Genomic DNA, 24,613 nt, shown 5'->3' with positions numbered 1-24,613 from the left:
GTTCCTCTTTTCACCGGGGTCGCGTCCATGCCAGCACGCTCTTCGCTCTCGCGCCGCGGGTTCCTTGCGGCCGCTACCGCTGCTCCCCTTATCCGCCCATCGAGCGCGCTCGCGCGGGTTGCGCCTTCCGCGACCAAGCTCCCACAGCGGGTGTGCGTTGTTCTCTTCGACGGCTTCGGACCCGAATACTACGAAGCCTCCCCGATGCCGACGCTGAAAGCCTGGGCGAAGGACGGGTTCCACAAGCAGCTCAAAGCCGCGATGCCGACCGTGACGAACACGCAAGCCGCGGGGTTGTGCTGCGGTGTCCACGCGGACGAACACGGTATCACGGGCAACTCGTACTGGGACGCGGAGCGCGACGAAGAGCTCTTCATGTCCGACCCCAATTTGCTCACCAGCGCGACGCTCTTTCAGCGCGCGGCGCGGTTCGGGGTGCGGTCCGCACTGGTTTCCGCGAAGCAAAAGACCGTCTCGCTCTTGAAACAGGGAACCAGCTACGCGGTCGGTTCGCAGCAACCGCCGGCCGAGGCCGCGAAGAAGTACGGCACGCCGCCGGACATCTATTCGGCGGACGTGAACTACTGGGTGTGGAACATCGCGATCGATCTCATCAAGAACCAACCGAAGTTCGGGCTGCTGTTCGTCCACACCACCGACTACCCGATGCACAAATTCGCCCCGGAAGCCGCCGACTCGCGGGCGCACCTGAGCAAGATCGATTCGCTCCTGAAAGAAGCCGCTGAAGCCGACCCGGACATGGCGTTCATCATCGCCCCGGACCACGGTATGAACGCGAAAACCACCGTGATGAATCTGAATAAGGCACTCACGGAGCGCGGTACGCCGGTGAAGATCGCGATGTCGGCCGAGCGCGACCAGTACCCGCGGCACCACGGCGGGTACGGCGGTACCGCGTTCATTTACTTGAACAGCCCCAAGGACGCGGACAAGGTCATCAAGTCGCTGAAGGACATCGAAGGCGTCGAGGACGTGTTGACACGCGACGAAGCGGCGAAGAAGCACCGGCTGAACCCGCACCGGATCGGCGACTTGTGGGTGACCGCGACCAAACGGGTGGTGTTCGGCCACTCGATGAAGGAGCGCGAAGAGTTGCCGAAGGACTACCGCTCGCACGGCTCCGCGCACGAACAGGACATCCCGTGTTTCATCCACCGCTACGTGGGCAAACTACCGGACAAGGAGGCGTTCGCCACGAACGTGGACATGGCGAAGTTCCTCTATCGGGGGACGTGATGCGGCTCGGAGGCGCGGGCACTATTTCTTGCCCGCGCGCATAACCCCAAACGCGGTCAGGCTGCCGTTCTTTCGGCCGACGATTCCGACGATCGGCGTTCCGTCCCCGAGCTGTTGGGGACCGTACCCGCCGATCCCGCCAACCGTTTCCCCCGTGTACACGTCATTCGGATCAAGGCGCCCATTTGCGATTTTCATGAAGGTCGGGGTGAGTGAATCGACGGCCCCACCGAATCGCACGTCCACGTGACCGACCGCGTACCCCGGTTTCGCGAGCGCCCGTGCGCCGCGGTGTGTTTCTGTTCCGTGGAGAAGCCCGGCTGAATCGACGCCCCCGGTGCGGTAAATGGGCCGAATACCCACGATGATCTCGTAGTCGGCATAGGGACCGTACCACACGTCGAAGCCCGCAAGTAATCCACCGTTCGGCGCCACGTCCTGGAACTCTGGCTCGAACGCGCTGCCGAGCATCGGTTCCCGTGTGTGTGAGTAGGTCGGCGGGGGAGCAGGGATTGCGGGATGGGGTGCTACTCGTGAAGGAGCAGGAGTGGGGGCAGGTGCGGGAGTAACAGCCCATCCTGGACCGGGCGTGTCCCCTCCGTCCGTGATTCGGAACGAGTCGAGGAACGTCCGAACCTGTTGGTTCGACAGTTTGGCGTCCCGACCAAACACTAAGACGATGTAGAACCGCCCGCGTGTGAACAGCACCCGACCCGAATAGAACGTGTGGGGGTTCTGCCCTTCGATCTCGAACTCGCGCCACCCGCTACCGTTGCGGCTGGCTCCTTCCGATCGGGTCGCGGTGCCGCTCACCTTCTGCGACAGCCCGTTTACCGCGCCGCTGAGGTCGCACGGCGTTCCGGGTGGAATGTCCGCCGATGAAACGGCGTACCCCTCGCCCCCCACTTCGATCGCATGGGTCGTCAACTGGAAACCGTACTCGTTCCGCACGTCGCAACTCGGCGTGCCGGGCATAAGGACCGTGTACTTGGCGTCCGGCTGCGCGAACTGCGTGAAATCCTTGAACCCGCGCTTTCCACACCCGGTGAGAGGTGACAGAAGGGCCAGCGCAACAAACGTAACGAGTATCCGCATCGGAGGGCACCGGCGGTAGAAGATCGGGCGTGCGCGGATCAATACCCGCGCGAACGCGGAAGTGAGAATAGTATTTCGGATGTGCTCGGCTGATGCAAGCCGGGGGCGGGCGAACTTCCTCCGACCGAGGACATCAATGCGGTCGGTTCGACCTGCGCGTTCCTACGGCTTCTCGCAACGAGTCGGCCGCGATAGAAACCCCACAAGTGGCGTTCAATGCAATCACCGCGCGGCAAACGAGCAGCGCGGCGATTACGTTCAGCGGTCCTTGCGGTTCACATCAACATCCACTTTGCGGTCTTTGCCTTCTCCTCGACCCTTTACATCCACGTCAACACCCGGCGTGCGGATCTGGATGTTGGTTTCTTTCTCACGCGGCGCGGTGGTCGGTGAAGCGGGTTGCTGGCAGCCGATCAGGAGCGCACAGCCGAACGTGAACGCGGCGACAATCGCCGCGCGTGAAGCCTTCATTACGGTTCCTCCGTCGATGTTCTCCCGGCGCGTTTTCCGGGTTGGCGTGAATATGCAACCGATGTGCCGCCGACGCCCGTACCAGCAACTGGGGTTCCCTTTCTCCGTGCGGAGCGACGATACTATTAACCACATCGCCTGTACGTTTTCGTGAGTTTGTGATGCCCCGCATTCGCCAACTGCCCCCCGACGTGGTTACCAAGATCGCCGCGGGCGAAGTGATCGAGCGCCCCGCTTCCGTTGTGAAAGAACTGCTCGAAAACTCCATCGACGCGGGCGCCACTCGCATCGACATTGACCTCGACGCGGGCGGAACCGAACTCATCCGCATCGTGGACGACGGGTGCGGGATCGACCCGGACGACCTCGCCCTCGCGTTCTCCCAGCACGCCACGAGCAAGCTCGAAACGGCCGACGACCTGTTCCGCATCGGTACGATGGGCTTTCGCGGGGAGGCCCTCTCGTCCATCGCGGGCGTCGGGCAGATCACGTTACAGTCGCGCACGCACGCGGCCGCGAGCGGGTGCGAAGTGAAGTGCGACGGCGGCGCGCTCTCGGACGCGCGCCCGTGGAACGGCACCCCGGGCACGCGGCTCGAAGTGCGGCACCTGTTCTACAACGTGCCCGTGCGCAAAAAGTTCCTCAAGAGCGTCGCCACCGAACTCGGTCACGTGTGCGAAACGGTCACCCGGCTCGCGCTCGCGCACCCCACACTTCACATCACACTCCGGCACAACAACCGCCTCGTGTACGACATCCCCGCGAGCGCCGGGCTGACCGACCGCATCGCGCTGTTCTTCACGGGCGAGGTGCGCGACGCGCTGTACGAACTGGACTCCGGCGCGGGTCCGCTGCGGCTCACCGGGTTCATCGCGGACCCGAAGTGCGATCGCGGTAACTCGAAGCTGCAGTACCTGTTCGTGAACGGGCGCTGGTTCCGCGATCGGAGCGTTGCGCACGCGCTGCAGGAATCCTTCCGCGGGCTACTGATGTCCGGGCGCTACGCGATCGGGTTCCTGTTTCTGACGGTCCCGCCCGACAAGGTGGATGTGAACGTTCACCCCACGAAGTCCGAAGTGCGGTTTCAGGAGAACTCGCTGATTTATTCGCTGGTCCGCAGCACGATCAAGCACCGCCTGCTGAAAGAGAATCTGGTCCCGCACCTGACCGTACCGCAGGGCGAAGAAATTGGGGGACCGGAACCGGCGCCCGTTGAAGCGCCGACACTGTTCACGTCTCCGCGGCGCGAACTCGCGGAACAAACGCTCGCTCCGTGGGAGAGGGGCGAGATCGCGGACCCGTTCTGGCGCACGCCCGCGGGGGTGGCGCCGAGATCGAGTCCCGCAACCTCCTTCACGAGAAAGGAGGGGGGTGACAGGTGGTCGGGCGGATTCAGCACGCCACCGCTGAGAAGCGAGACGGCCGAGAGGACGGTCTCGGAGCCGGTCCTGCCGTCTCCCTTTACCTCACCCGTCACCAGTCCGGTCCGTGAAACGTCCCGTGGACCGGTAGAGAAAGAGGGGGAGCGAAAATCCGAAGTACGAGACGCAACACCAACAGCTTCCACCCCAACCCGTCCCACTTTAGAGCAGGGATTGGGAAGAGGGGTTTCGACGGAGCCTGCTCCTTCGGGGAGTGAGGAAGAAGAGTCTGCGCTTGCTGACCTCCCCTCCCAAGAAGAGGAAGAAGCCCCCGCACCTCATGACGATCCGCCCTCCGCGCACCAAACGCCCCAGCCGGCTCCGTCCGCACCTGCCACTGCAGAACGAGTCGAAGTGCCTTCGGCCGGCACAGCGATTCAGCTCCACGATTCGTACCTCGTGCTTGAAACTCCGGACGGGATGCTCGTCATCGATCAGCACGCGCTGCACGAGCGCATTCTGTTCGAGCAGTTGCGCCGGCGCATTCGGTCCGGGCAGCTCGAAATCCAGCGGTTGCTCATTCCGGAACCGATCGACCTCCCCGCGGAGCAGGCCGCGCTCGTGCTGGAGGCCGCGGACGCACTCGCCGAACTCGGCCTCGAAGTATCCGACTTCGGCGGGAGCACTATTCTGCTTTCCAGCTACCCAACACTGCTCGGGCGCAAGGCCCCGCACACGATCCTGCGCGGCGTCATCGACCACATCGTGACGCAGGAACGTGCCCCAACGAAAGAGGCGCTGTTGCACCTGCTGATGGCGACGATGGCGTGCAAAGCGGCGGTGAAGGCCGGCGACAAACTCTCCGCAGAGGAGATTAACTACTTGCTGCACCTGCGAGCGATGGCCGAAGACAGCCACCACTGCCCGCACGGTCGGCCCACGTCGCTGCTGTTCAGCCGGCAAGAATTGGACAAGCAGTTCCGGCGCACCTGATAGAAGGGGCAGCGAGCCTCGCGTGCTTGTTGGTGTGAAGATTTGAGCTGTTACATCTGCGGGTAGGCTTCTGGTGCGCGTTCGGGTAGACTCTACCCAACGCTGCCCGCCAGAAGGACTCTTCCCGCCATGCGATCACAGTCCTCACCGCGCTTCGTGGCGCTCGCGCTCTTCGCTCTGCTCCTCACCGCAACCGCGGCCCCGGCGGTCATCACAAAACTCACGCCGCTCGCCGAGGTACTGGAGAGCGACCAGTACATCTTCACCGCGAAGGCAGAAAAGCTCGACCCGGACAACAAGGACCGCCCCACCGCGACCTTCAAGCTCGACAAGAAGCTGAAGGGCGAAGTGCCGTTCGAGCGCATCCCGGTCAACATGACCGGTAACGACGAAGCGAAGAAGGCCGGGGACACCAAAACGATCTTCGAGCGCCTGGACGACTCGCGCCAACTCGTGTTCTTCGTGCGGAAACAGGGAAAGATCTACAACGCGAAGGTGTTCGTCGAGGGGTCGTGGTTCTCGATCTACGGGACGCTCGACGCCGACGGCAAAACGGTGCGGTGGGCGCTCCTCCACGGCGAGCCGTTCCTGCGCCGCACGTTTAAGGGCACGAGCGCCGAGATGGTGAAAACCATCGAAGACGCGCTCGCAAAGAAAGCCAAGCCGCCCGAGCCCGATGATAAGGAGAAAGCCGGATACGGCCCTCCAATTCAAAAGAAATGCGAAGAGCTTAACTCCGCGCTCCAAACTCCGCGCTCCGCGCTGCTGGGCGTCATCCCCTCATTTGTCCTGGTCGGGCCGCTCGCGATCATCGCGGCGCTGTTTCCCGGTGTGTTCGCGCGAATGGCCGTCGGCATGAAGCGGTGGCGCGCGTTCCTCGTCGTCGCCAGCATCAACAGCACGCTCGCGCTCATCTACTTCGCCGTCTCGACGTACCGCCCGCACTGGCTCCCGGCGGGTTGGGCGTTCGCGCCGAGGTCCGTCGCCGTCTACTTCACCGCGATCGCACTCGGCGGGTTTCTGTGGGCGGGGTTGCGCTACCGGCGAATGGCGTGCGAAGAGCCGAACGTCACCGGCGTGCCGAGCCGAACGGAATTGCTCGCGCTCCTCGGGCTCACGGCCTTTGCTGCGATCTGTACCGCGCTCACGGCCGCGTTCGCGGACTGGAACAGCACGCTCACCGTGCCGATGCGCGAGTTCACGTTCATTGGAATCGCGCTCCTCACTGCGACCACCTACGCCGCGTATCGCGCGCTGACGCACCGCGCTGATCTGGGCGCGGACGGAAAAGAACCCGCGCTGCGGCTCAGTCTCTCGGGTGAATCGGTCGGCCTCGGCGCGCTCGTTCTGTGTGGTGTCGTTACGGTTCTGCTCCTGAACGGGCGCGGCGGTGAGCCCATTGCGGCGGGCACCGAAATCGGCGACGCGGAAGCCAACTTCGCCCCGCGACTCGTGGGCGAACCGGTTGTGATCGAAGCGTTCGAGGTCGAGAACGGGAAGCAAGAAAAGGTCGCCGGCCGCATCATGTCCGGCCTCGCTGTGGACGGCGACCGTCTGTGCTTCGGTGTACAAATCGCGACGGACGGGCGCCTGCTCGCGATGAACCGACACACGGGCAAAGTCGAGTGGGCCGTGGACGCGGTCGGCGAGCCGCTCCGCCCGGTGTTCTGCACGCCGACGATCGAGGGCGGCAAAGTGTATTGCGGCGAAGGGATGCACGTTGATAAGGGCTGTCGGCTGTTTTGTGTGAACGCGAGCGACGGTAACCCCGCGTGGAAAGAACCGTTCAAAACGGGCAGCCACACCGAGGGCGCACCGGCAATCGCGAACGGCAAAGTGTACTTCCCCGCGGGCGAAGACGGGTTGTTCTGCGCGGACGCGAGCACCGGCGCGAAGTTCTGGCAGTTCCCCGGTGGGAAGGATAAGGGCATTCACATCGACGCTGCACCCGTGGTCGCCAACGGCACCGTGTTCGTCGGCAGCGGGCTCTACACCTACGTCGCAGTGGGGCTCAACGCGAACACCGGCGAAGAGAAGTGGCGCACGGACCTGAAACTTCGCGTGTTCGGCGCACCAATCGCGAGCGGGAACAAAGTGTTCTACGGCGTCGGCACCGGCAACATGGGGTTCGACACGTTCCACTACGACGAAGAGGGCGAAGGCCGCGAGAAAGAGCCGGCGGGCGCGGTGTGCTGCCTCGATGCGGCTACCGGCAAGGAAGAGTGGCGGTACCCGCTCCCGAGGTCCGTCCACACCGGGCTCGCGGTCGATGCGTTCTCGGTCTACGCCGGGTGCCGCGACGGAAACGTGTACGCCATCGATCGCAAGACCGGCAAACTGCGCTGGCGCGCGGGGATCGGCAGCGCAGTCGCGAGCGCGCCGGCGGTGGCATCGGTGGGCGGGTTTCCGATCACGGTGTACGCGGTGTCGCGCGAGGGGCGGGTGTTCTGTCTCCACCCCCAGACGGGTGCCGTGCTGTGGTGGCGCGGGACGTTACCCGGCTTCGGCTGGCGCGGGGACGACTTCGACGTTATGTGTTCGCCGCTCGTCGTCACGACGCCGACCGCGACCGGCAGCAAGCGAACCATTTACATTGGCGGGATGACCGTTGATCCGAACAATCCCGTGCGCCGACACGTCGCGGTGTTCAAGTTCGAGGACGCCATTGGGGGGTAGTTCGTGCGCGCCTCACGCACTGCCCGCGCGCGGCAGTGTGACGCGGAACGTCGTTCCCTTGCCGAGCTTGCTATTCACGCGGACCTGCCCGCGCATCGCTTGAACGAGGTGTTTGACGATCGACAGCCCCAAGCCGGTACTACCTTCCGCACGCCCGCGGGCCTTGTCCACGCGGTAGAAGCGCTCGAACACGCGGTTCACGTCCGTCTCCGGGATGCCGATGCCGGTGTCCTCGACCTCGAAACTCACCGTTTCCGTGGTCGCGCCCCAGCGCACCGTGATCCGCCCGCCGTTGGGCGTGTACTTGATCGCGTTGTCCACGAGGTTGTCCATCACCTGCCGGAGCGCGTCCGGGTCGGCCCACGCCGCCACGTTCGCGGGCGCGTCCGACGGCGGTTTTTCCACCATCGTCAGCGTCTTCGTTTCGGCCCGCGGGTGGTGCCGTTCGACGCAGTCGGTAATCGCGCGGTCCAGTACGACGACCCGCGGTTCCAGCGCGAGCGAACCGGACTCGATCTTGGACAGGCTCAGCATGTCCTTGATGAGATCGGCCAACCGATCGGCCTCGCGCGCGACCTGCTCCAGGAACGCGGAGAGCAGGTCCGGGTCTTCGGACGCGCCGTCGATGAGCGCCTCTACGCTCGACTTGATGACGGCCAGCGGCGTCTTCAGTTCGTGCGATGCGTTCGCTACAAAGTCCTGACGCATCCGCTCGGCTCGGCGGATCTCCGTCGTGTCGTTCACCACAACTACCGCGCCCGGCATCCCGTGTCCCGGGAACCGCGACACGTACACCTCCATGTGCCGCCCCCCGGACCCGGGAACGTCGAATTCCTCGCGGTGCGGCTCCGTCGCCGTCAGGCCGTTCTCGACGACCGTGTGGAACGGGGCCAGGCGCGTCACGTTGCACATTTGCTCGTTGACGGCCTTGCGCGGGTCGAATTCGAGCAACTGGCCGGCGCGCTCGTTGGCGAACAGGACGCGCCGCTTGTCGTCGATGGCGATGACGCCTTCCACCATGCCCGAGAGGATCGCGCGGAGCTGCTCGCGGTCGTGCTCGAGGAGGCTGAACGTGGCCGCGAGCCGGCCGCTCATCGCGTTGAACGTCTCGGCCAGTTCCGAGTGCTCCGCGCTCCCAGCCACACGGATCTTGTGCCCCAAGTCCCCGTCAGCCAGCTTGCGCGCGCCCTCTTGGAGTTCGACCAGCGGGCGCGCGAACCAGCGCGCCAGCACGAACGCCGCGCCGACCGCGAGTATCACGACGACGAGCAGCGCGGTCGCGACCTCGCGCACGAGGTCGTAGAAGACCTCCTCGGCGCGCTGGAGCGTGAGCAACCCGAGCAGCCCCACGGTCGCAACCACGAGCAGCAGATACGTGAAGAAGAGCCGCCAAAACATAGGGATTGTGTGGCTTGTGTGAAGGTGAGAATTTTACCGTTCGGATGTGATTGTAACAGGTGCGACGTCGATTGGATCGATTCGTATTCGGGATCGCGCGAAGTCACAAGGCCGTGAGCGGGATGTCCGCGGTCCCAGGGACGAACCAATTTAGAACAAGCGCGGTTGGCGCTTCGGGTCCGCGAGTGCGGTCATCAGTTTGCGCTGCGGTGAACTTACGGGATAATTCGCGAGGTCGGTCGGCACCACCCATTTCGCCTCCGCGTAAGCACCGGGTGCGAACGCGCCACCGTTGAGTGTTGCTTCAATGCACACGAGCGTGATCGCGTACCGAGTCACACCGTGCTTGACGGTGAGCAACTCGGCCCCCGGTTCGATCTCGAAACCGGTCAACTCTTTCGTCACGCGAACGGCCGCGACGCTAAGGTCTTCACCCGCGGCGCGCGGCGCGTGCGGAACCTCCCACATGTTCTGCCAGCGCCCCGCGTTCGCGGGCCGTTGACACAACAGGAGCTTGTCCCCGTCCCGAATCACGACGCCGACCTCGGCCACCTCCGTAATCGCGACCGACTTCTTCTTGGGCGGGATCACGTCCTGAAGGCCGTCGCGGTTCGCGACGCAGTGCGACGAAACCGGGCACTGGTCGCACGCGGGGGCGGTGGGTGTGCAGATCAGCGCGCCGAGTTCCATCAATGATTGGTTGAAATCACCGGCCCGCTTTTGTGGCAGCACGGCTTCGGCCGCGGACCACACCCACGCCTTGCCCTCGCCCTCGCGCGGGTCTTTGCGATACCCGAAGAGCCGGGCGAGTACGCGGAGGCTGTTCGCTTCGACGATCGGTAGCGGTCGGTCGAACGCCTGCGATAACACCGCCCCGAGGATGTACCGCCCCACGCCGGGCAGCGCCTCCCACACTTCGGGATCATCGGGCAGCTCGTTTTGATCGGAGCCGGTCCCAACTTCACCGTTCTCGAATTGTGGGAGGTGATTCGCCACCAGTTCCTTCGCCGCAGCGTGCAAGTGCCGGGCGCGCCGGTAGTACCCCAACCCCTCCCACAACTTCAGCACGTGCTGTTCGTCGGCTCCCGCCAGCGCGCGAACGTTCGGCAGGGCCGACATGAACCGCTCGAAGTACGGCACCACCGCCGCGACGGTCGTTTGTTGGAGCATGACCTCGCTGACCCACACGCGGTACGCATCGCGCGGCGCGGTGAACTGACCCGCCGCGTCGCGGCGCCAGGGGAGGTCGCGTTGGTGCGTGTCGAACCAGTTGAGGAGCTTGGTGCGAAGTGCGGTGAGCGTGCGACCGGACCAGCCTTCGGGAAGCTCCCAGTTCCGGGTGCCGCGTTCCAAGTTAAGCCGGGGTTGGGGTAAAGCACTGCGAGTTTGAAGTTCGGTGGCCCCATGCCTCCGCAACTTCAAACTCGCGACTCAAGATCTGGAATTGAGAACCTGAAGTTACTTGGGCCGACGCATGTACCGGCGAAGAAGGTCGTTGGCGGCGTTCGTCATCTCTTCGCGGGTCTGCACCTTTTTCGGCTCGCCCGCCTTCTTGTCGTCGGCCTTCGACTCCTCACCGGTACCCGCGAGTGGCGACGGCATCTCCATCACCGTGCTCCCCTCGGGGACGCTACCGTTGCCGTCGTCGTCCATACCGAGCAGCATCGCGGCGATGCGGTCGTGATCCTCGTCGCTCGTCGTTTCTGAGGACGTTAGCGCCGGGGCTTCTTTCGAGCCGGCGGGCTTGGGTGCGGCGACCTCTTTCGAGGCGCCCGGTTTCGTCGGGGGAACTGATTTGGGCGCCGATGGCGCGCCTGATTTCGCCGGCGCGGGAGTCGTGTCGCGGACCGGAGTTTTCGGGGCTGTGGCCGCCGTCGCGGCCTTTACTGCCGCAAGTGCGGCCGCCGTTTCCGCGGAAGAACCCGGTAGCGGGGTACCGTCGGTCTGTGGGGCGAACGTCTCGATGCGCACGCGGAAATCGAGGGGGCCGACCTGCAAGGACGCGCCGTCCTCGATCGCCACTTCCTTCGACTGAATCAGCTCGTAGTTGACCAGGGTGCCGTTCGTGCTCCCACAGTCTTTGATGTACACTTTGCCATCGCGAATCAGCACCGCGCAGTGGACCTTGCTGATCGCGGGGCTCGCGGGGCGAAGGTGGCACTGTTGGTCCCGGCCGATCAAGAACTGCGCGCCCGTGAGTGGGATCGCGCGCCCCTCGTGAGCCCCCGCCGCTACGACCAAACTCACCTTCATATTTTGTCCGCCTTCGCCGTTGAACCGCCCGAAAAAGGGACGGGGTGAAGAGCCGCGGAAGGGGGGAAGCAATCCACACCGCGCGGCGAACGCCGCGCGATCTCTATTGCCGCCGACTTGCCTTCAACCCCCGCGGGGCTACGCTCAGATTGTGCGAGCCACTGCGAGTCGTTGTTGGGTTTATCGGTTAACCCTGGTGGCTGTGATTGTTATTCTATGTTATTGGGCGCGTGCGATGCAACAGCCTGTTCCACCAATTCCGCGCGACCGCTACAAGTTTCATACTCTTGCCACACTCGCGGTCTTTCTCGCACTTGTTGCGTGGGTCGCGTCTCTCGGCGGGTGCGGTGACGCCCAAATCACGTCGCCCGAAAAACCCAAACCCCACGACGGGGTGCATTTGACGTTCAGTTGCCCGGACGCCGCGTTCGCCGGAGCGATCGAACCGATGGTCCGCTCGTGGGAAGCACGGACCGGCGCGAAGGTGACTCTGACGCGCGACGCCATGACTGCTGCGGACGCGACCGATCTCGCTGTCATTTCGGCCGGACAGCTCGGAGAGTGGGCCGAACCGGGGCACCTGGCGGCGCTCCCGACCCGGTTCCGCGCGGGCGACCACCCGCTCCAGTGGTTCGGGTTCCTGACGGATTCCGCGGACCGCCTCGCCGAGTGGGGCGCGAAGACCCAGGCCATTCCCCTCACGGGTGACGGCTACGTGGTGGTGTACCGCGGGGACCGGTTCCGGGACCAGGCGACCAGCGCCGACTTTGTGAACCAGTTCCGGCGCCCGCTCGACCCGCCCGCGACGTGGCAGGATTTCGCCCTCATCGCCGAGTTCTTCGCGAAGCGCGACAAGAAGCCGAGCCTTCCGCCGTTCCCGGCCGATCCCGCCCGGGCGTTCGACTTCTTTTCTCGTGTCGCATCGTCAATGGACCGGCCCGCGTTCAGTGAGAAGGATCTGGACGGGCCGAAGGACACCGAGCGCCTCGCGTTCCAGTTCGCCATCCAGACCGGCGCCCCGCGGCTCCGGGCACCGGGCTTTGAAGACGCCGCAAAGTGGTTCGCGGACCTGCACGCGGCGGGATGCCTGCTGCCTGTGCCCGCGGGCGGCTCGGACGACCCCGTCGCCGCGCTCGCGGAGAACCGCGCCGTGCTCGCGCTGGTGTCACTCGACCAACTCGCCCGGCTCCCACGTGAGAACGGCACGGTGCCCGCGCGGTTCGCGCTTGCGAGCGTGCCCGGATCGAGCCGGTACTTCGACCCGGCGCGGAACGCCCGCATCGACCTCCCGGCGCCGGGAGTGAATTACATCCCGCACTTTTCCGGCGGGCGCCTCGGCGTGGTCCGCGCGCGCTGCACGAATCCCGACATCGCGTTCGACCTGCTCGCCGAGTTGGGCGGCCCGTCGCGCAGCGCGGAACTCATCAGTACCCCGGGGTTGGGCGCGGGACCGACCCGAAGTGCCCACCTAACCCCCGACCGGATCTTGCTCTGGCTCGGCTACGGGTTCGAGGCGAAGCGGTCGGCGGAACTCCAAGACGCACTGCGGCACTACATCGGCCAATCGGTGAAAAACCCGACCTACGGGCTTCGCGGACCGGACCGCGCTCCACTGACCGAGGCGGCCGGGAGCGCGATACGGAAGCTCGGTACGGGTATCAAGCCGGGCGATGCGTTGACAGAAGCCATGAGTGCGTGGGCCGCGATCGACGCGAAGGCACCCAGCAACGCGACACTCATCCTCTGGCGAAAACGGGCCGCCGGCCTGAACTAACCCCGAATCTCTTCTGTTTCTGTGCGGCGGCTGTCGCCCCACGTGATTCAAAAGCGACCGCCCGTATTTGTTGTGTTGAAACGTTGCGACCGGCGCGGCGTAGCTCGCCGATAGTGGCTCAAAACACCGGCTGGCTTACGCCGCGCCGGTCGCTCGCACCATGATTTCAGCACCGCACCCGTACCAGTCACAAACAGCGTGAAGCTCAACAGCGAAATACGGTAAACGCCTTTCTTGACGTGGTGCGCACTTCCCCTGAAACGACGCGGCCCGCCGAACGTTCGGCGGGCCGCGTCGTTTCAGGGGTTTGAAAACTTAGTTCTTACCCTTGCTCCAGGGGTTGTTACTCTTGCGGTCACCGCCCTTATCGCTCCCGCGTTCGCTGCGGTCGCCGCTTCCTCGGTCACCCTTCTCACCACTGCCCCTGTCACCACCCTTTGGCCCGCCCATCCCAGGACCGCCCGATCCGGGACCGAAGCCACCCGGCCCTCGCCCCGCCTTCGGCTCGTTACCACTCGGAGCAACTGACCCGATGCCCCAATTCGCGGGGCGGGTGCCGTTTTCTTCGTAGTTGGCGATCTTCGCATCAATGTTCCGCTGGCGGGCGAACCGCAGGTACTCGTCCGCGGTCACGAACCCGTCGTTGTTGAGGTCCATCTCCGTGAACTCTTTCATGTCCTTACCGGCCTTGCGCCACTCGTAGAGCCCGATCTGACCGTCCTTGTCCGTGTCGTCCTGGTCGAACCACGATGGGAGGTCTTTCGGCAACTTGCCGTAGCGCATCGCGATCGGCCTCTCTTCTTCGGTCTCTTTCTTCTCGAATTGACGTTGATCCCAACCACCAGCCGGGAAGTCGCCACCGCCCCAACCACCGCCGCCACCCGGCCCCATACCACCCCAACCACCGCCACCCGGGAAGCCGCCGCCGGGTCCACCGCCCGGCCCGCGCCCGGGTCCGCCCGGAGAAGGCGAAGCGGAAGCACGAGCGGCTTCGCTTCGCGTGTGGTGTTCGAGGTACGCGGCTTTCGTCATAATGCCGCTTTCGGGAAGCGGGAGGCCGCCCGCCCGCTCGGTCGCGCTCTTCAGAAACTCGCGCGTCTGCGGCGGAATCGCACTGAGATCCACCGTGTCGCCGGTGCTGTTCGTGAGCCGCTGGAGCATCATCCAGCCGCGCTCCGGGTCCATACCACCACGGCCCCCACCGCCCGGCCCCATACCGCCACCGCCACCGCCACCGCCCGGCTGACCGAAACCGCCGCCGCCACCGGGTTGCCCGAAGCCACCGCCGCCCGGCGCACCAAATCCGCCGCCACCGGCACCGCGATCACGGCCGCCACCCGGTTGCCCGAAACCACCGCCACCCGGTTGGCCCCCGAAGCCACCGGGCGCACCAAACCCGCCACCACCGGGTTGGCCAAAGCCACCGCCGCCACCCGGTTGACTGCCAAACCCACCGCTACCGGGACCGCGCTCACGGCCGCCACCCGGTTGACCAAAGCCACCGCCACCGGGTTGGCCACCGAACCCGCCGCCCGGCGCGCCAAATCCGCCACCACCCGGTTGGCCGAAGCCACCGCCGCCACCCGGCGTGCCACCGAACCCACCGCCACCGGGCGCACCAAAGCCGCCACTCGGGTAGCCGCCGGTTCCGCCGTTATCTCGCCCGAAACCGCCCTTTCCACCCTTACCACCGCCGCCGGGTTGGGCCGGAGTGTGTGTCGGGTCGAGAAGGATGATGAGGCCGAGCATACCGGAAAACGCGAGCCACTTTTTCCACATGGCGATACCCCAGAAATGGGCAGCATATGTCAACGGTGATACTAACCCCAAGGCCCCCAACAAGTCACGGGGGATTCTCAAAAGTCTCACCTTGCTTTCAGATATGAAAGCGCCCGTGTTTTGTTGGGTGTTCGAGGACAATGTGCAATTGATAAACGCCAAACCCGGCGCATCGGAGACAACGCGCATCACCGAATCTCGTGTGTGAGCTTGGGCGCTCTCGTCCGTCATTCCCTTTTGAACCCGTCGCGCCGGTCGGTTAAAGTGGATTATGAATGCCGCGTGATCGGTGTGTGAAACCGGGCATCGCCCTCAACCCGAGCCGTACCCGGAACCCCGCCAACCATCCTTTTTGTCAGGGCAGTCAATCTCATGCGCACGCACTTCTGCGCCCCCACCTTCGGCGAAGGAAATAGGAACAAGGGACCAAGAACAATGCCCGCCCCACGCGCCCTCGTTCTGCTCCTGGTGCCGCTCGCACTGTTCCTGTCTTCGTCCCCCGCGCCGGGCCAGGAGCCGATCCGGTTCGCCCGCGCACCCGACATCTCGCCCGACGGCAAAACGATCGCGTTCAGCTACCTCGGCGACATCTGGACCGTCGAGGCCATCGGCGGCGTCGCCCGCCCGGTCACGATGCACGAGGCCCACGACGTCAACCCGGTGTTCAGCCCGGACGGGAAATGGATCGCGTTCAGCTCGAACCGGTTCGGCCAGTACGACGTGTTCGTCGTGCCCGCGGTCGGGGGCAAGCCGAAGCGCCTCACGTTCGATCACGCACCCGACATGGTGACGGGGTGGACGCCCGACGGCCGGAACGTGGTTTACTCGTCGCCGCGCACGACCGCGTACCCGTCGAACGCCGAGTGTTTCACCGTGCCGGTCGAAACCGGTGCCGAGCGGAAACTGAACCTGTTTGAAGCCAAAGAAGCGCACTTTTCCCCCTCCGGGAACGTGATCGCGTTCGTGCGCGGGCCGGGCACGTGGTACCGGCGCGGGTACCGCGGGTCGAGCAACGACGACATCTGGGTGAGCGAAGTGGACGGCAAAAATCCCCGGCGCATCACCGCCTTCGACGGGCAAGACAGTTACCCGATGTTCAGCCCGGACGCGCGGAAGCTGTACTACGTCACCGAGAACGGCAGCAAGTCGGGGTGCGCCAATCTCGTGTGCCAGTACCTCTCGTCCGACTTCACACCCGCGGGACCGGTGAAGCGGCTCACCATGCACGAGGACGACACCGTGCGCCACGCGCGCGTCTCGCGCAACGGCGAGTGGATCGTGTACGAGTGCGGCGCGGACCTGTGGGTCGCCAACACGAGGAGCGATGGCCCGTCGCGCAAACTCGCCATCGAGGTGAACGCCGACGATAAATCGAACACCGAGCGCGCGGTCACCCTCACACGCGACGCGACCGAGTACGCGCTCTCGCCGGACGAGAACCACGCGGTCCTCGTGATCCACGGGCAACTCTTTCTGACGAAGGTTCCCGGGGGCGGCAAGTCCACGCGGCTCACCGAGCACGCCTTTGCCGACAGCAACCCGGCGTGGTCGCCCGACGGCAAGAAGATCCTCTTCGCGTCCGATCGCGGGGGCACCACGGATCTGTACGTGCTCGAAGCGGACGACGCCGAACACCCCGAGTTGACCAAAGCACACAAGTTCAAAACGACCCGGCTCACCAATACCGTGTCCGAAGAGATCAGCGCGGCGTTCAGCCCGAAGGGGGACCAGATCGCGTTCATCCGCGAGGGCAAGCTCTGGCTGATGAAGCCGGACGGCAGCGACCAGAAGGTGCTCGTGGGCACGCAAAAGATGCTCGATTTCGACTGGTCACCGGACGGCAAACACGTCGCGTACTGCCGAATGGACGGCTCGTTCTCGGCGGAAATCTACATCTCCGCGACCGACGGCACCGGCACCCCCGTGAACGTGTCCCGGCACGCCACCTTCAACAGCGACGTGTCCTGGAGCCAGACGAACGGGAAGCTCTCGTTCGTGGGCCAGCGCCGGAACGTGTACGGCATCCACGTTGCCTCGCTCCAGAAACCCCTCGCCGACGGCAGCACGAAGCCGCCCGCGGACCAGATCGACTGGGAAGATCTGCACCTCCGCGTCGAGCGCCCCACGAACATGAGCGCCGAGTACGGTACCGTCTCGCCGGACGGGACGCAGGTCGCGTTCCGCTCGCTGTCCAACGGCGACGATCTGTGGGTCGTGAGCAGCAACGGCGCGGTGCTCACGCGGATGACGACCGGCGGGCAGGTGCCGAGCTGGATTCGCTGGTCGAAGAAGTCGTTCGGACTGGTGTACTTCCTCAACGGGTCCGGCGAGCTGCGGTTCGTGCGCACCGGGTTCGGGTTCGGCCCGACGAACGGTACGCTGCCGGAACCGAGTAAGGTCGCGTTCTCGGCGAAGATGACGATCAAGCGCGAGGAAGAGTTCGCCGAAATGTTCGCGCAGTGCTGGCGGGCGCTCTCCGACAACTTCTACGACGCGAAGCACCACGGCTCCGACTGGGCCGCCGTGCGGAACAAGTTCCTGCCGCTCGTCGCGCACACCGCGACCCGCGAAGACCTCTACGCGCTCGTCAGTTTGATGCTCGGCGAGTTGAACGCTTCGCACCTCGGTATCAGCGGGAAGATGCCGACCCCGGACGAGTGGACCGCGGACCTCGGGTTGATCTTCGACGACACCTACCGCGGTCCGGGGCTGAAAATCGCCGAGGTGCTCAAGCGCGGCCCGGCCGACAAGCGCGGGATGAACATCAAGCCGGGCGACATCGTGCTCGCGATCGACCGCACCGAACTGACCAGCAGCGTGAACGTTTCCAAGCTGCTCAACAACAAGATCGGCGAGGGTGTGCTGCTCGAAATCGCCAGCGACCCACGGGACGCGAAGACGAAGCGCCGAATCGAGATCACCGCGGCGAGCCGCAACCGGATCTCGCAACTCATGTACGAGCGGTGGGTGCAGCAGAACGCCGACGCGGTCGCGAAGGCCAGCGGCGGGGCGGTCGGCTACATCCACATCCCGAGCATGGACGAACCGGGACTCGATACGTTCGTCCGCGCCCTGTACTCCGACCACTTCGATAAAGAGGCGCTGGTCATCGATGTGCGATTCAACGGCGGCGGGTTCACGCACGATCAAGTGCTGAACTACCTCGCCGGGAAAGAGCACACGTTCTTCAAACAGCGAGACGGCGGCGAGGGGCTCGTGCTCCGCAGCGCCGACCGGAAGTGGACGAAGCCGATGGTGGTGATGGCCAACAACCGCTCGTACTCCGACGCGGAAATCTTCCCGCACGCCTTCCGCGCGCTGGGTTTGGGCAAGGTCGTCGGTCAAGCGACCGGCGGGTTCGTGATCGGCACCGGGAGCACGCGGCTCATCGACGGCTCGTCGTTCCGGTTGCCGCGGATCGGTGTCTACACGAACAAGGGCATCAACATGGAGAAGCAGGGCGTGCAGCCGGACGTGCCCGTTGAAATCACCCCCGATGACTGGGTCAAGGGAATCGATGGTCAGTTGCTCAAAGCGGTCGATGTTGTGGCACTCGATGTGAAGGAGTGGAAGAGAACCAAAGCCGGTATCGCCGGCTCGACTACACCGAGCGTAACGACACCCACCGTCCCTGCTCAGGTACCGGTCGCGCCGATGCCGCACGGTTCGCCCCCCGCTCCCACAACGCCGAACAGCCGGCCCACAACTCTCATTCCGATGGCGGAAGAGTAAGCGAAGCAAAAGCGCGTTTCACCTCTGTTGCGATGAGGCGCTTGTGTTCGTGGCGCGAATTAAAACTCCGCACCACGAACACAAAAACCTACCTCTTTGCCCGGTCCGCCCACTCCACGCTAACAATTGCTAACATTTTCGACCCTGGAAGGTGCTGGACTCGTTGGAATCACGCTAACCAATTACACTTCCAGAACTTGGGCAATTTCGATGTCCGCATTGAGCCGCTCCAATTGCTAACATTGGCTAACATTTCAGGCAAATCAGCCTCGTTTTTGCGGTCATTGTAGCGCGTCAAACGAGCCGCGACCGCAAGGGAACGGCGCCAGCGACTCCCCATTGTGCTGAACCGAAACCGCGAACACCTGCTGCCCCGCCCGCTCCCTTGCGGTCGTGGCTCGTTAGCTGGGGACTGCAAACACCTGTTGCCCCGCCCGCCCCTCGTTTAAGGTAACCGAAACCGGGCTCGCCTCTCACTACCTCAATGTTACCGCATCGCTTAATGCACGTATATCCACAATATCCATTTTTTCACGACATATTCTGAAGTATCGCGCGTGGACCAGATTCTCTGAATTGCCCCATCGAGCAGGTGGCAGACTGGGGTAGATGCTCTTTCCTCTCCTACTGTCCTTGCGAACACTCCTGGCAGCATGGTACAACTTTTCCTCCCAACCCGCTCATTCGTTCAGGAGGGAACTTATGCTCTGCCCGCGCTGCTACGGCAAACACGTGGTTCTGCTGAGCGGATCGTGGATGCCGTGCCCCGAGTGCGCTGGCATCGGCGAGCTGCACTGCTGCGACGGGCTGCTCGAACAGGGTGAGTGCCAATACATTTCGCCCCCGGCGAACGCATTGATGGGCGTCCCACCTCTCCCACTGCGTGAATCAACCCCCGCCCCCGAATCCGGCGCACTCTCGCCCGTACTCGTCTGAACCCGTTATGAACCGCCGTGGTCCCAGAACCACCTAGCGCCGAGCGATACAATCGCCTCATGTCTTCATTCGACTACGACGCAATTATCGTGGGTGCCGGAGCCGCCGGGTTGTTCGCGGCCATTCATGCGGCCGAGCGCGGGCGCAAGGTGCTCCTTCTGGAGAAGGGCAAGAAGCCCGGCGTGAAGATCCTCATGTCCGGCGGAACGCGGTGCAACATTACGCACGACTGCGACACCCGCGGCATCGTTCATGCGTTCGGCGCGAACGGGAAGTTCCTGCATTCCGCGCTTGCCGGGCTCGGACCGAAAGAGACGGTCGCGTTCTTTAATGGCGAGGGCCTTGCGACGAAGGTGGAAGACACGGGGAAGGTGTTCCCGGTCAGCGATCGCGCGGTTGATGTGCTCGATGTGCTGATGAAGCGCCTCGCCCGGAGCGGGGCGACGCTCGCGCTCACGGAACCCGTGAAGGACGTGGACCTGCAGCCCGAGGGCGGGTTCCGTGTCTCCACGCCGACACGCACGCTCACCGCGGACCGCGTGCTCCTCACCACAGGCGGGAAGTCGTACCCGGGGTGCGGCACCACCGGCGACGGCTACGCGCTCGCAATGAAATTCGGCCACACGATCGTTCCCACAAGCCCGGCGCTCGTACCGCTCACTGTGCAACCGACGTGGGTCAGTGAACTGCGCGGGATTACGCTTCCCGACGTGAACCTGAAAGTGGTGCCCGAACAGGGAAAAGCGCTCACTCAGCGGCGCGGATCGATGCTGTTCGCGCACTTCGGACTGACCGGCCCCGCCCCGCTCGACGTGAGCCGCGCCGTGAGCGGGCACGCGAAGCCGTCGTCCCTCACCCTCGAAGCGGACTTCCTACCGCACGAGCCGGAGCAAGTGTTCGACGAGTTCTTGCGTGCGGAATCGCTCGCTTCGGGCAAGAAGCAGCTCGCGGTGGTGCTTTCGGAGAAGCTACCGCGGCGCCTGGCGGATCAGTTGCTCGTGCTATGCGGGATGGCGGTCGATCGAAAGGCCGCAGCACTCGCGAGACCGGACCGGCTCGCGCTCGTGGCCGCAGTGAAGCGTCTCCGGCTACCACTCCGCGGGACGCTCGGATTCGAGAAGGCCGAAGTCACCGCCGGGGGCGTGAACCTCGACGAAGTCGATTCGCGCACGATGCAGAGCAAGCACCGGCCGGGACTGTACTTCGCGGGCGAAGTGCTCGACCTCGACGGCTGGATCGGCGGATACAACTTCCAGTCCGCGTGGAGCACCGGCTGGCTCGCGGGCAAGCAGTTATAAGTCGAAAGTCACAAGTCGTAAGGTCGTAAAGTCACAAATCGTAAGGTCGGAGCGTCTCTCCAGGCCAGAGCTCTGGGCCACGGGCAAAAGCGTCAGTCCGCAACAGCAGCGATCGGTCATCCCCGTACCAAGTGTAGCCCCGTAAGGGGCGTAGGCGCGTAGCCAGGGGTGGAGCAACGCGCAACCCCTGGCGGACTCCCGCGAACCCCAGATGTTTTTGACCTGACGACCTGCGACCTTAGAGCCTATCCCAGAACCTCGCGGGATAGAATGTAAGTGCCCACCGATTCGCCCGTTGGGGAGGATCGACATGGCCGCCACACGGCACACGGTCGTTGAAGCGTTTCGCATTCCGGACGCCCTGTGGGAGCGGGTCGAGCCGTTGCTTCCCAAGGTCCGGCGATCTCGCAGGGCGGGCGCCCGCCGTTACCCCAACGACAGGTTCTCGACGGCATTTTCTACGTCCTGCGGACCGGGTGCCAGTGGAAGGCGGCCCCGCCCGAGTTCGGCTCCGGGCAGCCTGCACCGGTACTTCCGGCGTTGGCAGAAGCGGGGCGTGTTCCGCAAACTGTGGCAGGACGCCCTGCGCGAGTACGACGATGAGATGGGCATCGACTGGGAGTGGCAGAGCCTCGACGGGAGCATGACGAAGGCTCCCCTCGGGGGAAAAAGACGGGCAAGAACCCCACGGATCGGGCCAAGATCGGCACCAAGCGGTCGGTCCTGACCGACGGCCGTGGGGTTCCGGTGGGTCTGGAGGTGGCCGGGGCCAACCGGCCCGACATGAGACTGGTCGGGGCGACCCTGGAGGGTATCGCCGCCGAGCGCCCCGAGCCGACGAAGAAGAAGCCGCAGCACCTGTGCGCGGACAAGGGATACGACTACCCGTCGGTCCGGGCGTTGGTCGCCGCGTGGGGGTACACGGCCCACATCCCGGTCAAGAAGGCCAAGGGAGCCGAACCCGTCGTGCGGGCGAAGGTTCCCGGATACCGGGCGCGGCGGTGGGTGGTCGAGCGGACGCATAGCTGGATGAATCGGTTCCGGCGGTTGTTGATCCGCTGGGAGAAGAAGGTTCCGAACTACAAGGCCTTCCTCCACTTCGCCTGCGCCGGGATCACCCACCAGGGCGCCGGGGTTTTGGGATAGGCTCTTACAACTTACGACCGCGTCGCTCAAATCTGAGCGGTTTCGAGCAGGTGGATGATTTCTTCCAGCCGAACCTTGATGTCGTGGAACTTGTCGCCGGCGGCCTCGCGCATCATCGCGAGTACGTCCCCCAGCAGTTGGTCCGGTTTCTTCGACGGGGCGAATCCCATGTCACGGTACATCCGCTTCGCGTGCCGCAGCGGGGTGCTCCGCTCGTCCGGGTTGGAGAGGGTCGGGTCGGCCCCGTGTGCTAGCAGTCGGCGCACCTCCTCGACCTCGATCTGATCCACCGAGATCCACAGCGGCGGGTACTCGTCCGGCCCCAGTTCGTTGATCTTCGCGCCCGCGGCTTCGAGTTCCCGCGCCCGCGGTTCGTCCCCCGTGAGGATCGCTTCGAGCAACAGGTCGTGCGGGGTCGGAATGAACTCCTCCGCCTCCCCCTCGGGTTCGTCCGATTCGAGCAGGTCGTACAGCCCCTCCCACGAGGTCCAGTGTGCGGCGCGCTCGTCCGGCGAGTAAACGACCACGAGACCGTGCTCGTCCTGCCAGTCGGATTCGATCAGGAACGCGAGGTGCGCGAACCCGCCGCGGGCCTCATACGCGATGTCGAGGCGCGTGACCGCGAACCGGCCCTGCAACTCCGCGGCGGTCGCGGCCGGCTTTACGCCCGCGATCTGCCGCCAGTGCTCCTGCTCGAACGCGCTGCGGAACGATTCCCACACCTGCTCGCACACGGCATCGAAAACGGCCGATTCGTTCTCCAGAAGGAACTTGAACGCGGCCTCCTGTTTCGGCGACGGCTCGATCCCGCTCGGCCCGGCGATGCGGACCGGGAACCGCCCTTTCGCCAGGAGCGCCGCGCGTTTTTCGCGCCGGGCCGCGCGCCGCTGTTCGCGCTCCTCGTCCTTCGGGTCCGCGTCTTCGCCGGCCTCCAGTTCGGCTTCTTCGGCCTCGCGATCGATCTCCGCGAACGCCTTATCGACCTGATCGCCGAACCGCTCTCGCATCTGGGCCTTGATGTCTTCCAGGGCCGCGTTCATGTCGGCCGCCATCCGCACGGCCTCTTCCTCGGTCATCGGCGCCGGTTCCGGCATCGCGCCCACGGTCGCGAACCGCGGGAGCGCAGCGGACCCGGCCCACGACTCGTCGGCATCTCGGAACCGCAACTTGCCGAACACATCGTGCGTCATGGGAACTCCGTTCGCAGCGGGCTCATGGTGACTGCTCAGAAACCGGTACCACCCCGACGGCTTCTTTCGGGATTTTGGCCCCAAGTCCTCACGTATCAGAGTATCACTTTCGAGCCGTATCGTGCCCTCCGGCCGGACGGGAACACCGGGTGAGGTTTTGGCCCGGCTCGACCCGCGCGCCCGCGGGTTGTGTATTAGAGTTCCCCTGTTGAATTCGGGACCGAATCGGGACCGGCGCGAGGAGCAATTACTGTGGACGCACAAGCCTTAGCCAACAAAATGGCGCTAATCTCCATCCCCGCCAAGCTGATCGCGAGCCTGAAGGGGCACACGGCCGAAATCATTTCCCTCGCGTTCTCGCCCGACCGGTGTTTGCTCGCCTCCACGAGCAGCGACGCGACGGCCCGCATCTGGGACATTGCGAGCAGTAAACCCAGCGAACGATCCGTCTTACGGCAATCCGGCGACCGACTCCATGCGCTCGCGTTCGCGCCGAACAGTCGCACGATCGCGGTCGGGTCCGGGGCACTGAACGGCTTCATTTGGCTCTACGACGTGTCCGACTCGAAGCCCCAAGAGGCCGGCACCCTCCGCGGCGCGCGCGGGGCGATTGACGCACTGAGTTTCTCGGCCGACGGTAAGCACGTTGCCGGGGCCGGCGAAGACCGGACCCTGCGCATTTGGGAATCCGCACGCGGCACCAACGGCGAGGCCCGAGCGCTCCTGTTGGGGCACACGCAGCCCGTTCGGGCGGTCGCGTTCAGCCCGGACGGGTCGGGGGCGGCGACCGCGGCACGCGACGCGACCGTCCGGCTGTGGACCCTGGGCCGAATCCGCTCCACGGAACGCGCCGTGTTGTCTCACGGGGGCGAAGTGAACGCCCTGGCGTACGCGCCCGATGGCAAAACACTGGCGACCGCGAGCCAGGACGGGGCGATTCGGCTCTGGGATCTGACCGCGATCAAGCCGAGCGTTCGGGCCGAACTGAGGGGGCACACGGGAGCCGTTCGCGCGCTGTTGATCGCGCCCGGTGCGGACACCATCGTCAGCGTCGGCGACGACCTCCGCGTGCGCAACTGGAGCTTCGGATCGGGCACACAGTTCCGCGAGTGGGAAGTGTCCGGGCGCCCCGCGACGCGCGTCGCCTTCACCCCGGACGGCCGGTACATGGCGAAGGGCACGGCCGACGGTACGGTGGAGCTGTTTCGCGTGGCCGAAAAGCGATAACGGGCTGACCTTCGCCGACACGCATAA

General features: G+C 64.9%; 16 protein-coding genes and 1 pseudogene. 9 read left to right on the top strand and 8 right to left on the bottom strand.

Annotated elements, in window-relative coordinates; translation table 11 throughout:
• The first annotated feature begins 27 nt into the window (after positions 1 to 27).
• Positions 28 to 1,257, top strand: a complete 1,230-nt coding sequence (locus J8F10_RS28525; protein WP_210659791.1) for an alkaline phosphatase family protein — start codon at positions 28 to 30, stop codon at positions 1,255 to 1,257.
• Positions 1,258 to 1,278: 21 nt separating this feature from the next.
• Here the strand turns inward: J8F10_RS28525 and J8F10_RS28520 are convergent, their stop codons facing one another.
• Positions 1,279 to 2,352 (bottom strand): hypothetical protein, encoded by a 1,074-nt coding sequence (locus J8F10_RS28520; RefSeq protein WP_210659790.1) that lies wholly within the window; start codon positions 2,350 to 2,352, stop codon positions 1,279 to 1,281.
• Positions 2,353 to 2,610: 258 nt separating this feature from the next.
• A complete protein-coding gene (locus J8F10_RS28515) occupies positions 2,611 to 2,823 on the bottom strand; it encodes a hypothetical protein (RefSeq protein ID WP_210659789.1) in 213 nt (70 codons plus the stop codon).
• A 161-nt stretch (positions 2,824 to 2,984) separates the two neighbouring features.
• Here J8F10_RS28515 and mutL point away from each other — a divergent pair, with 161 nt between their 5' ends.
• Together mutL and J8F10_RS28505 are read left to right on the top strand one after the other, a co-directional pair.
• A complete protein-coding gene (gene mutL / locus J8F10_RS28510) occupies positions 2,985 to 5,177 on the top strand; it encodes a DNA mismatch repair endonuclease MutL (protein ID WP_210659788.1) in 2,193 nt (730 codons plus the stop codon).
• 129 nt (positions 5,178 to 5,306) lie between these two features.
• Positions 5,307 to 7,853, top strand: a complete 2,547-nt coding sequence (locus tag J8F10_RS28505) for an outer membrane protein assembly factor BamB family protein (protein WP_210659787.1) — start codon at positions 5,307 to 5,309, stop codon at positions 7,851 to 7,853.
• A gap of 12 nt (positions 7,854 to 7,865) precedes the next feature.
• Here the strand turns inward: J8F10_RS28505 and J8F10_RS28500 are convergent, their stop codons facing one another.
• The 3 genes from J8F10_RS28500 to J8F10_RS28490 all read right to left on the bottom strand — a co-directional run bounded on the left by J8F10_RS28500 (position 7,866) and on the right by J8F10_RS28490 (position 11,504).
• A complete protein-coding gene (locus J8F10_RS28500; protein WP_210659785.1) occupies positions 7,866 to 9,251 on the bottom strand; it encodes a sensor histidine kinase in 1,386 nt (461 codons plus the stop codon).
• Positions 9,252 to 9,401: 150 nt separating this feature from the next.
• Positions 9,402 to 10,604 (bottom strand): A/G-specific adenine glycosylase, encoded by a 1,203-nt coding sequence (locus J8F10_RS28495; RefSeq protein ID WP_210659783.1) that lies wholly within the window; start codon positions 10,602 to 10,604, stop codon positions 9,402 to 9,404.
• Positions 10,605 to 10,709: 105 nt separating this feature from the next.
• Positions 10,710 to 11,504, bottom strand: coding sequence for an FHA domain-containing protein (locus tag J8F10_RS28490; protein ID WP_210659781.1), 795 nt, complete (start codon positions 11,502 to 11,504; stop codon positions 10,710 to 10,712).
• Between the two features lie 235 nt (positions 11,505 to 11,739).
• Here J8F10_RS28490 and J8F10_RS28485 point away from each other — a divergent pair, with 235 nt between their 5' ends.
• On the top strand, positions 11,740 to 13,278 hold the full coding sequence (locus tag J8F10_RS28485; protein WP_210659779.1) for an extracellular solute-binding protein: 1,539 nt from the start codon (positions 11,740 to 11,742) through the stop codon (positions 13,276 to 13,278).
• A gap of 315 nt (positions 13,279 to 13,593) precedes the next feature.
• On the opposite strand, the gene J8F10_RS28480 is transcribed toward J8F10_RS28485, so the two are convergent.
• On the bottom strand, positions 13,594 to 14,463 hold the full coding sequence (locus J8F10_RS28480; protein ID WP_210659777.1) for an EF-hand domain-containing protein: 870 nt from the start codon (positions 14,461 to 14,463) through the stop codon (positions 13,594 to 13,596).
• Positions 14,439 to 14,900: a hypothetical protein gene (locus J8F10_RS28475; RefSeq protein ID WP_210659775.1), complete on the bottom strand. Its 462-nt coding sequence runs from the start codon at positions 14,898 to 14,900 to the stop codon at positions 14,439 to 14,441. Before J8F10_RS28475 ends, J8F10_RS28480 begins: the two co-directional genes overlap by 25 nt.
• A 592-nt stretch (positions 14,901 to 15,492) precedes the next feature.
• On the opposite strand from J8F10_RS28475, the gene J8F10_RS28470 reads away from it, so the two are divergent.
• The 4 genes and pseudogenes from J8F10_RS28470 (at position 15,493) to J8F10_RS28455 (ending at position 22,169) form a co-directional block, all read left to right on the top strand.
• Positions 15,493 to 18,789, top strand: coding sequence for a S41 family peptidase (locus tag J8F10_RS28470; protein ID WP_210659773.1), 3,297 nt, complete (start codon positions 15,493 to 15,495; stop codon positions 18,787 to 18,789).
• A gap of 702 nt (positions 18,790 to 19,491) precedes the next feature.
• Positions 19,492 to 19,725, top strand: coding sequence for a hypothetical protein (locus J8F10_RS28465; RefSeq protein WP_210659771.1), 234 nt, complete (start codon positions 19,492 to 19,494; stop codon positions 19,723 to 19,725).
• A gap of 59 nt (positions 19,726 to 19,784) precedes the next feature.
• Complete coding sequence (locus tag J8F10_RS28460; RefSeq protein WP_210659770.1) at positions 19,785 to 21,023, top strand: BaiN/RdsA family NAD(P)/FAD-dependent oxidoreductase; 1,239 nt, start codon at positions 19,785 to 19,787, stop codon at positions 21,021 to 21,023.
• A gap of 310 nt (positions 21,024 to 21,333) precedes the next feature.
• Positions 21,334 to 22,169: pseudogene (locus J8F10_RS28455) on the top strand (IS5 family transposase).
• Positions 22,170 to 22,195: 26 nt separating this feature from the next.
• Here the strand turns inward: J8F10_RS28455 and J8F10_RS28450 are convergent.
• Positions 22,196 to 23,359 (bottom strand): DUF6985 domain-containing protein, encoded by a 1,164-nt coding sequence (locus J8F10_RS28450; RefSeq protein ID WP_210659769.1) that lies wholly within the window; start codon positions 23,357 to 23,359, stop codon positions 22,196 to 22,198.
• 252 nt (positions 23,360 to 23,611) lie between these two features.
• On the opposite strand from J8F10_RS28450, the gene J8F10_RS28445 reads away from it, so the two are divergent.
• A complete protein-coding gene (locus tag J8F10_RS28445; RefSeq protein WP_210659768.1) occupies positions 23,612 to 24,586 on the top strand; it encodes a WD40 repeat domain-containing protein in 975 nt (324 codons plus the stop codon).
• Positions 24,587 to 24,613 lie beyond the last annotated feature (27 nt).

The organism is Gemmata palustris (assembly GCF_017939745.1).
GTDB lineage: Bacteria > Planctomycetota > Planctomycetia > Gemmatales > Gemmataceae > Gemmata > Gemmata palustris.
This window is presented reverse-complemented; position numbering and strand designations above follow the sequence as displayed.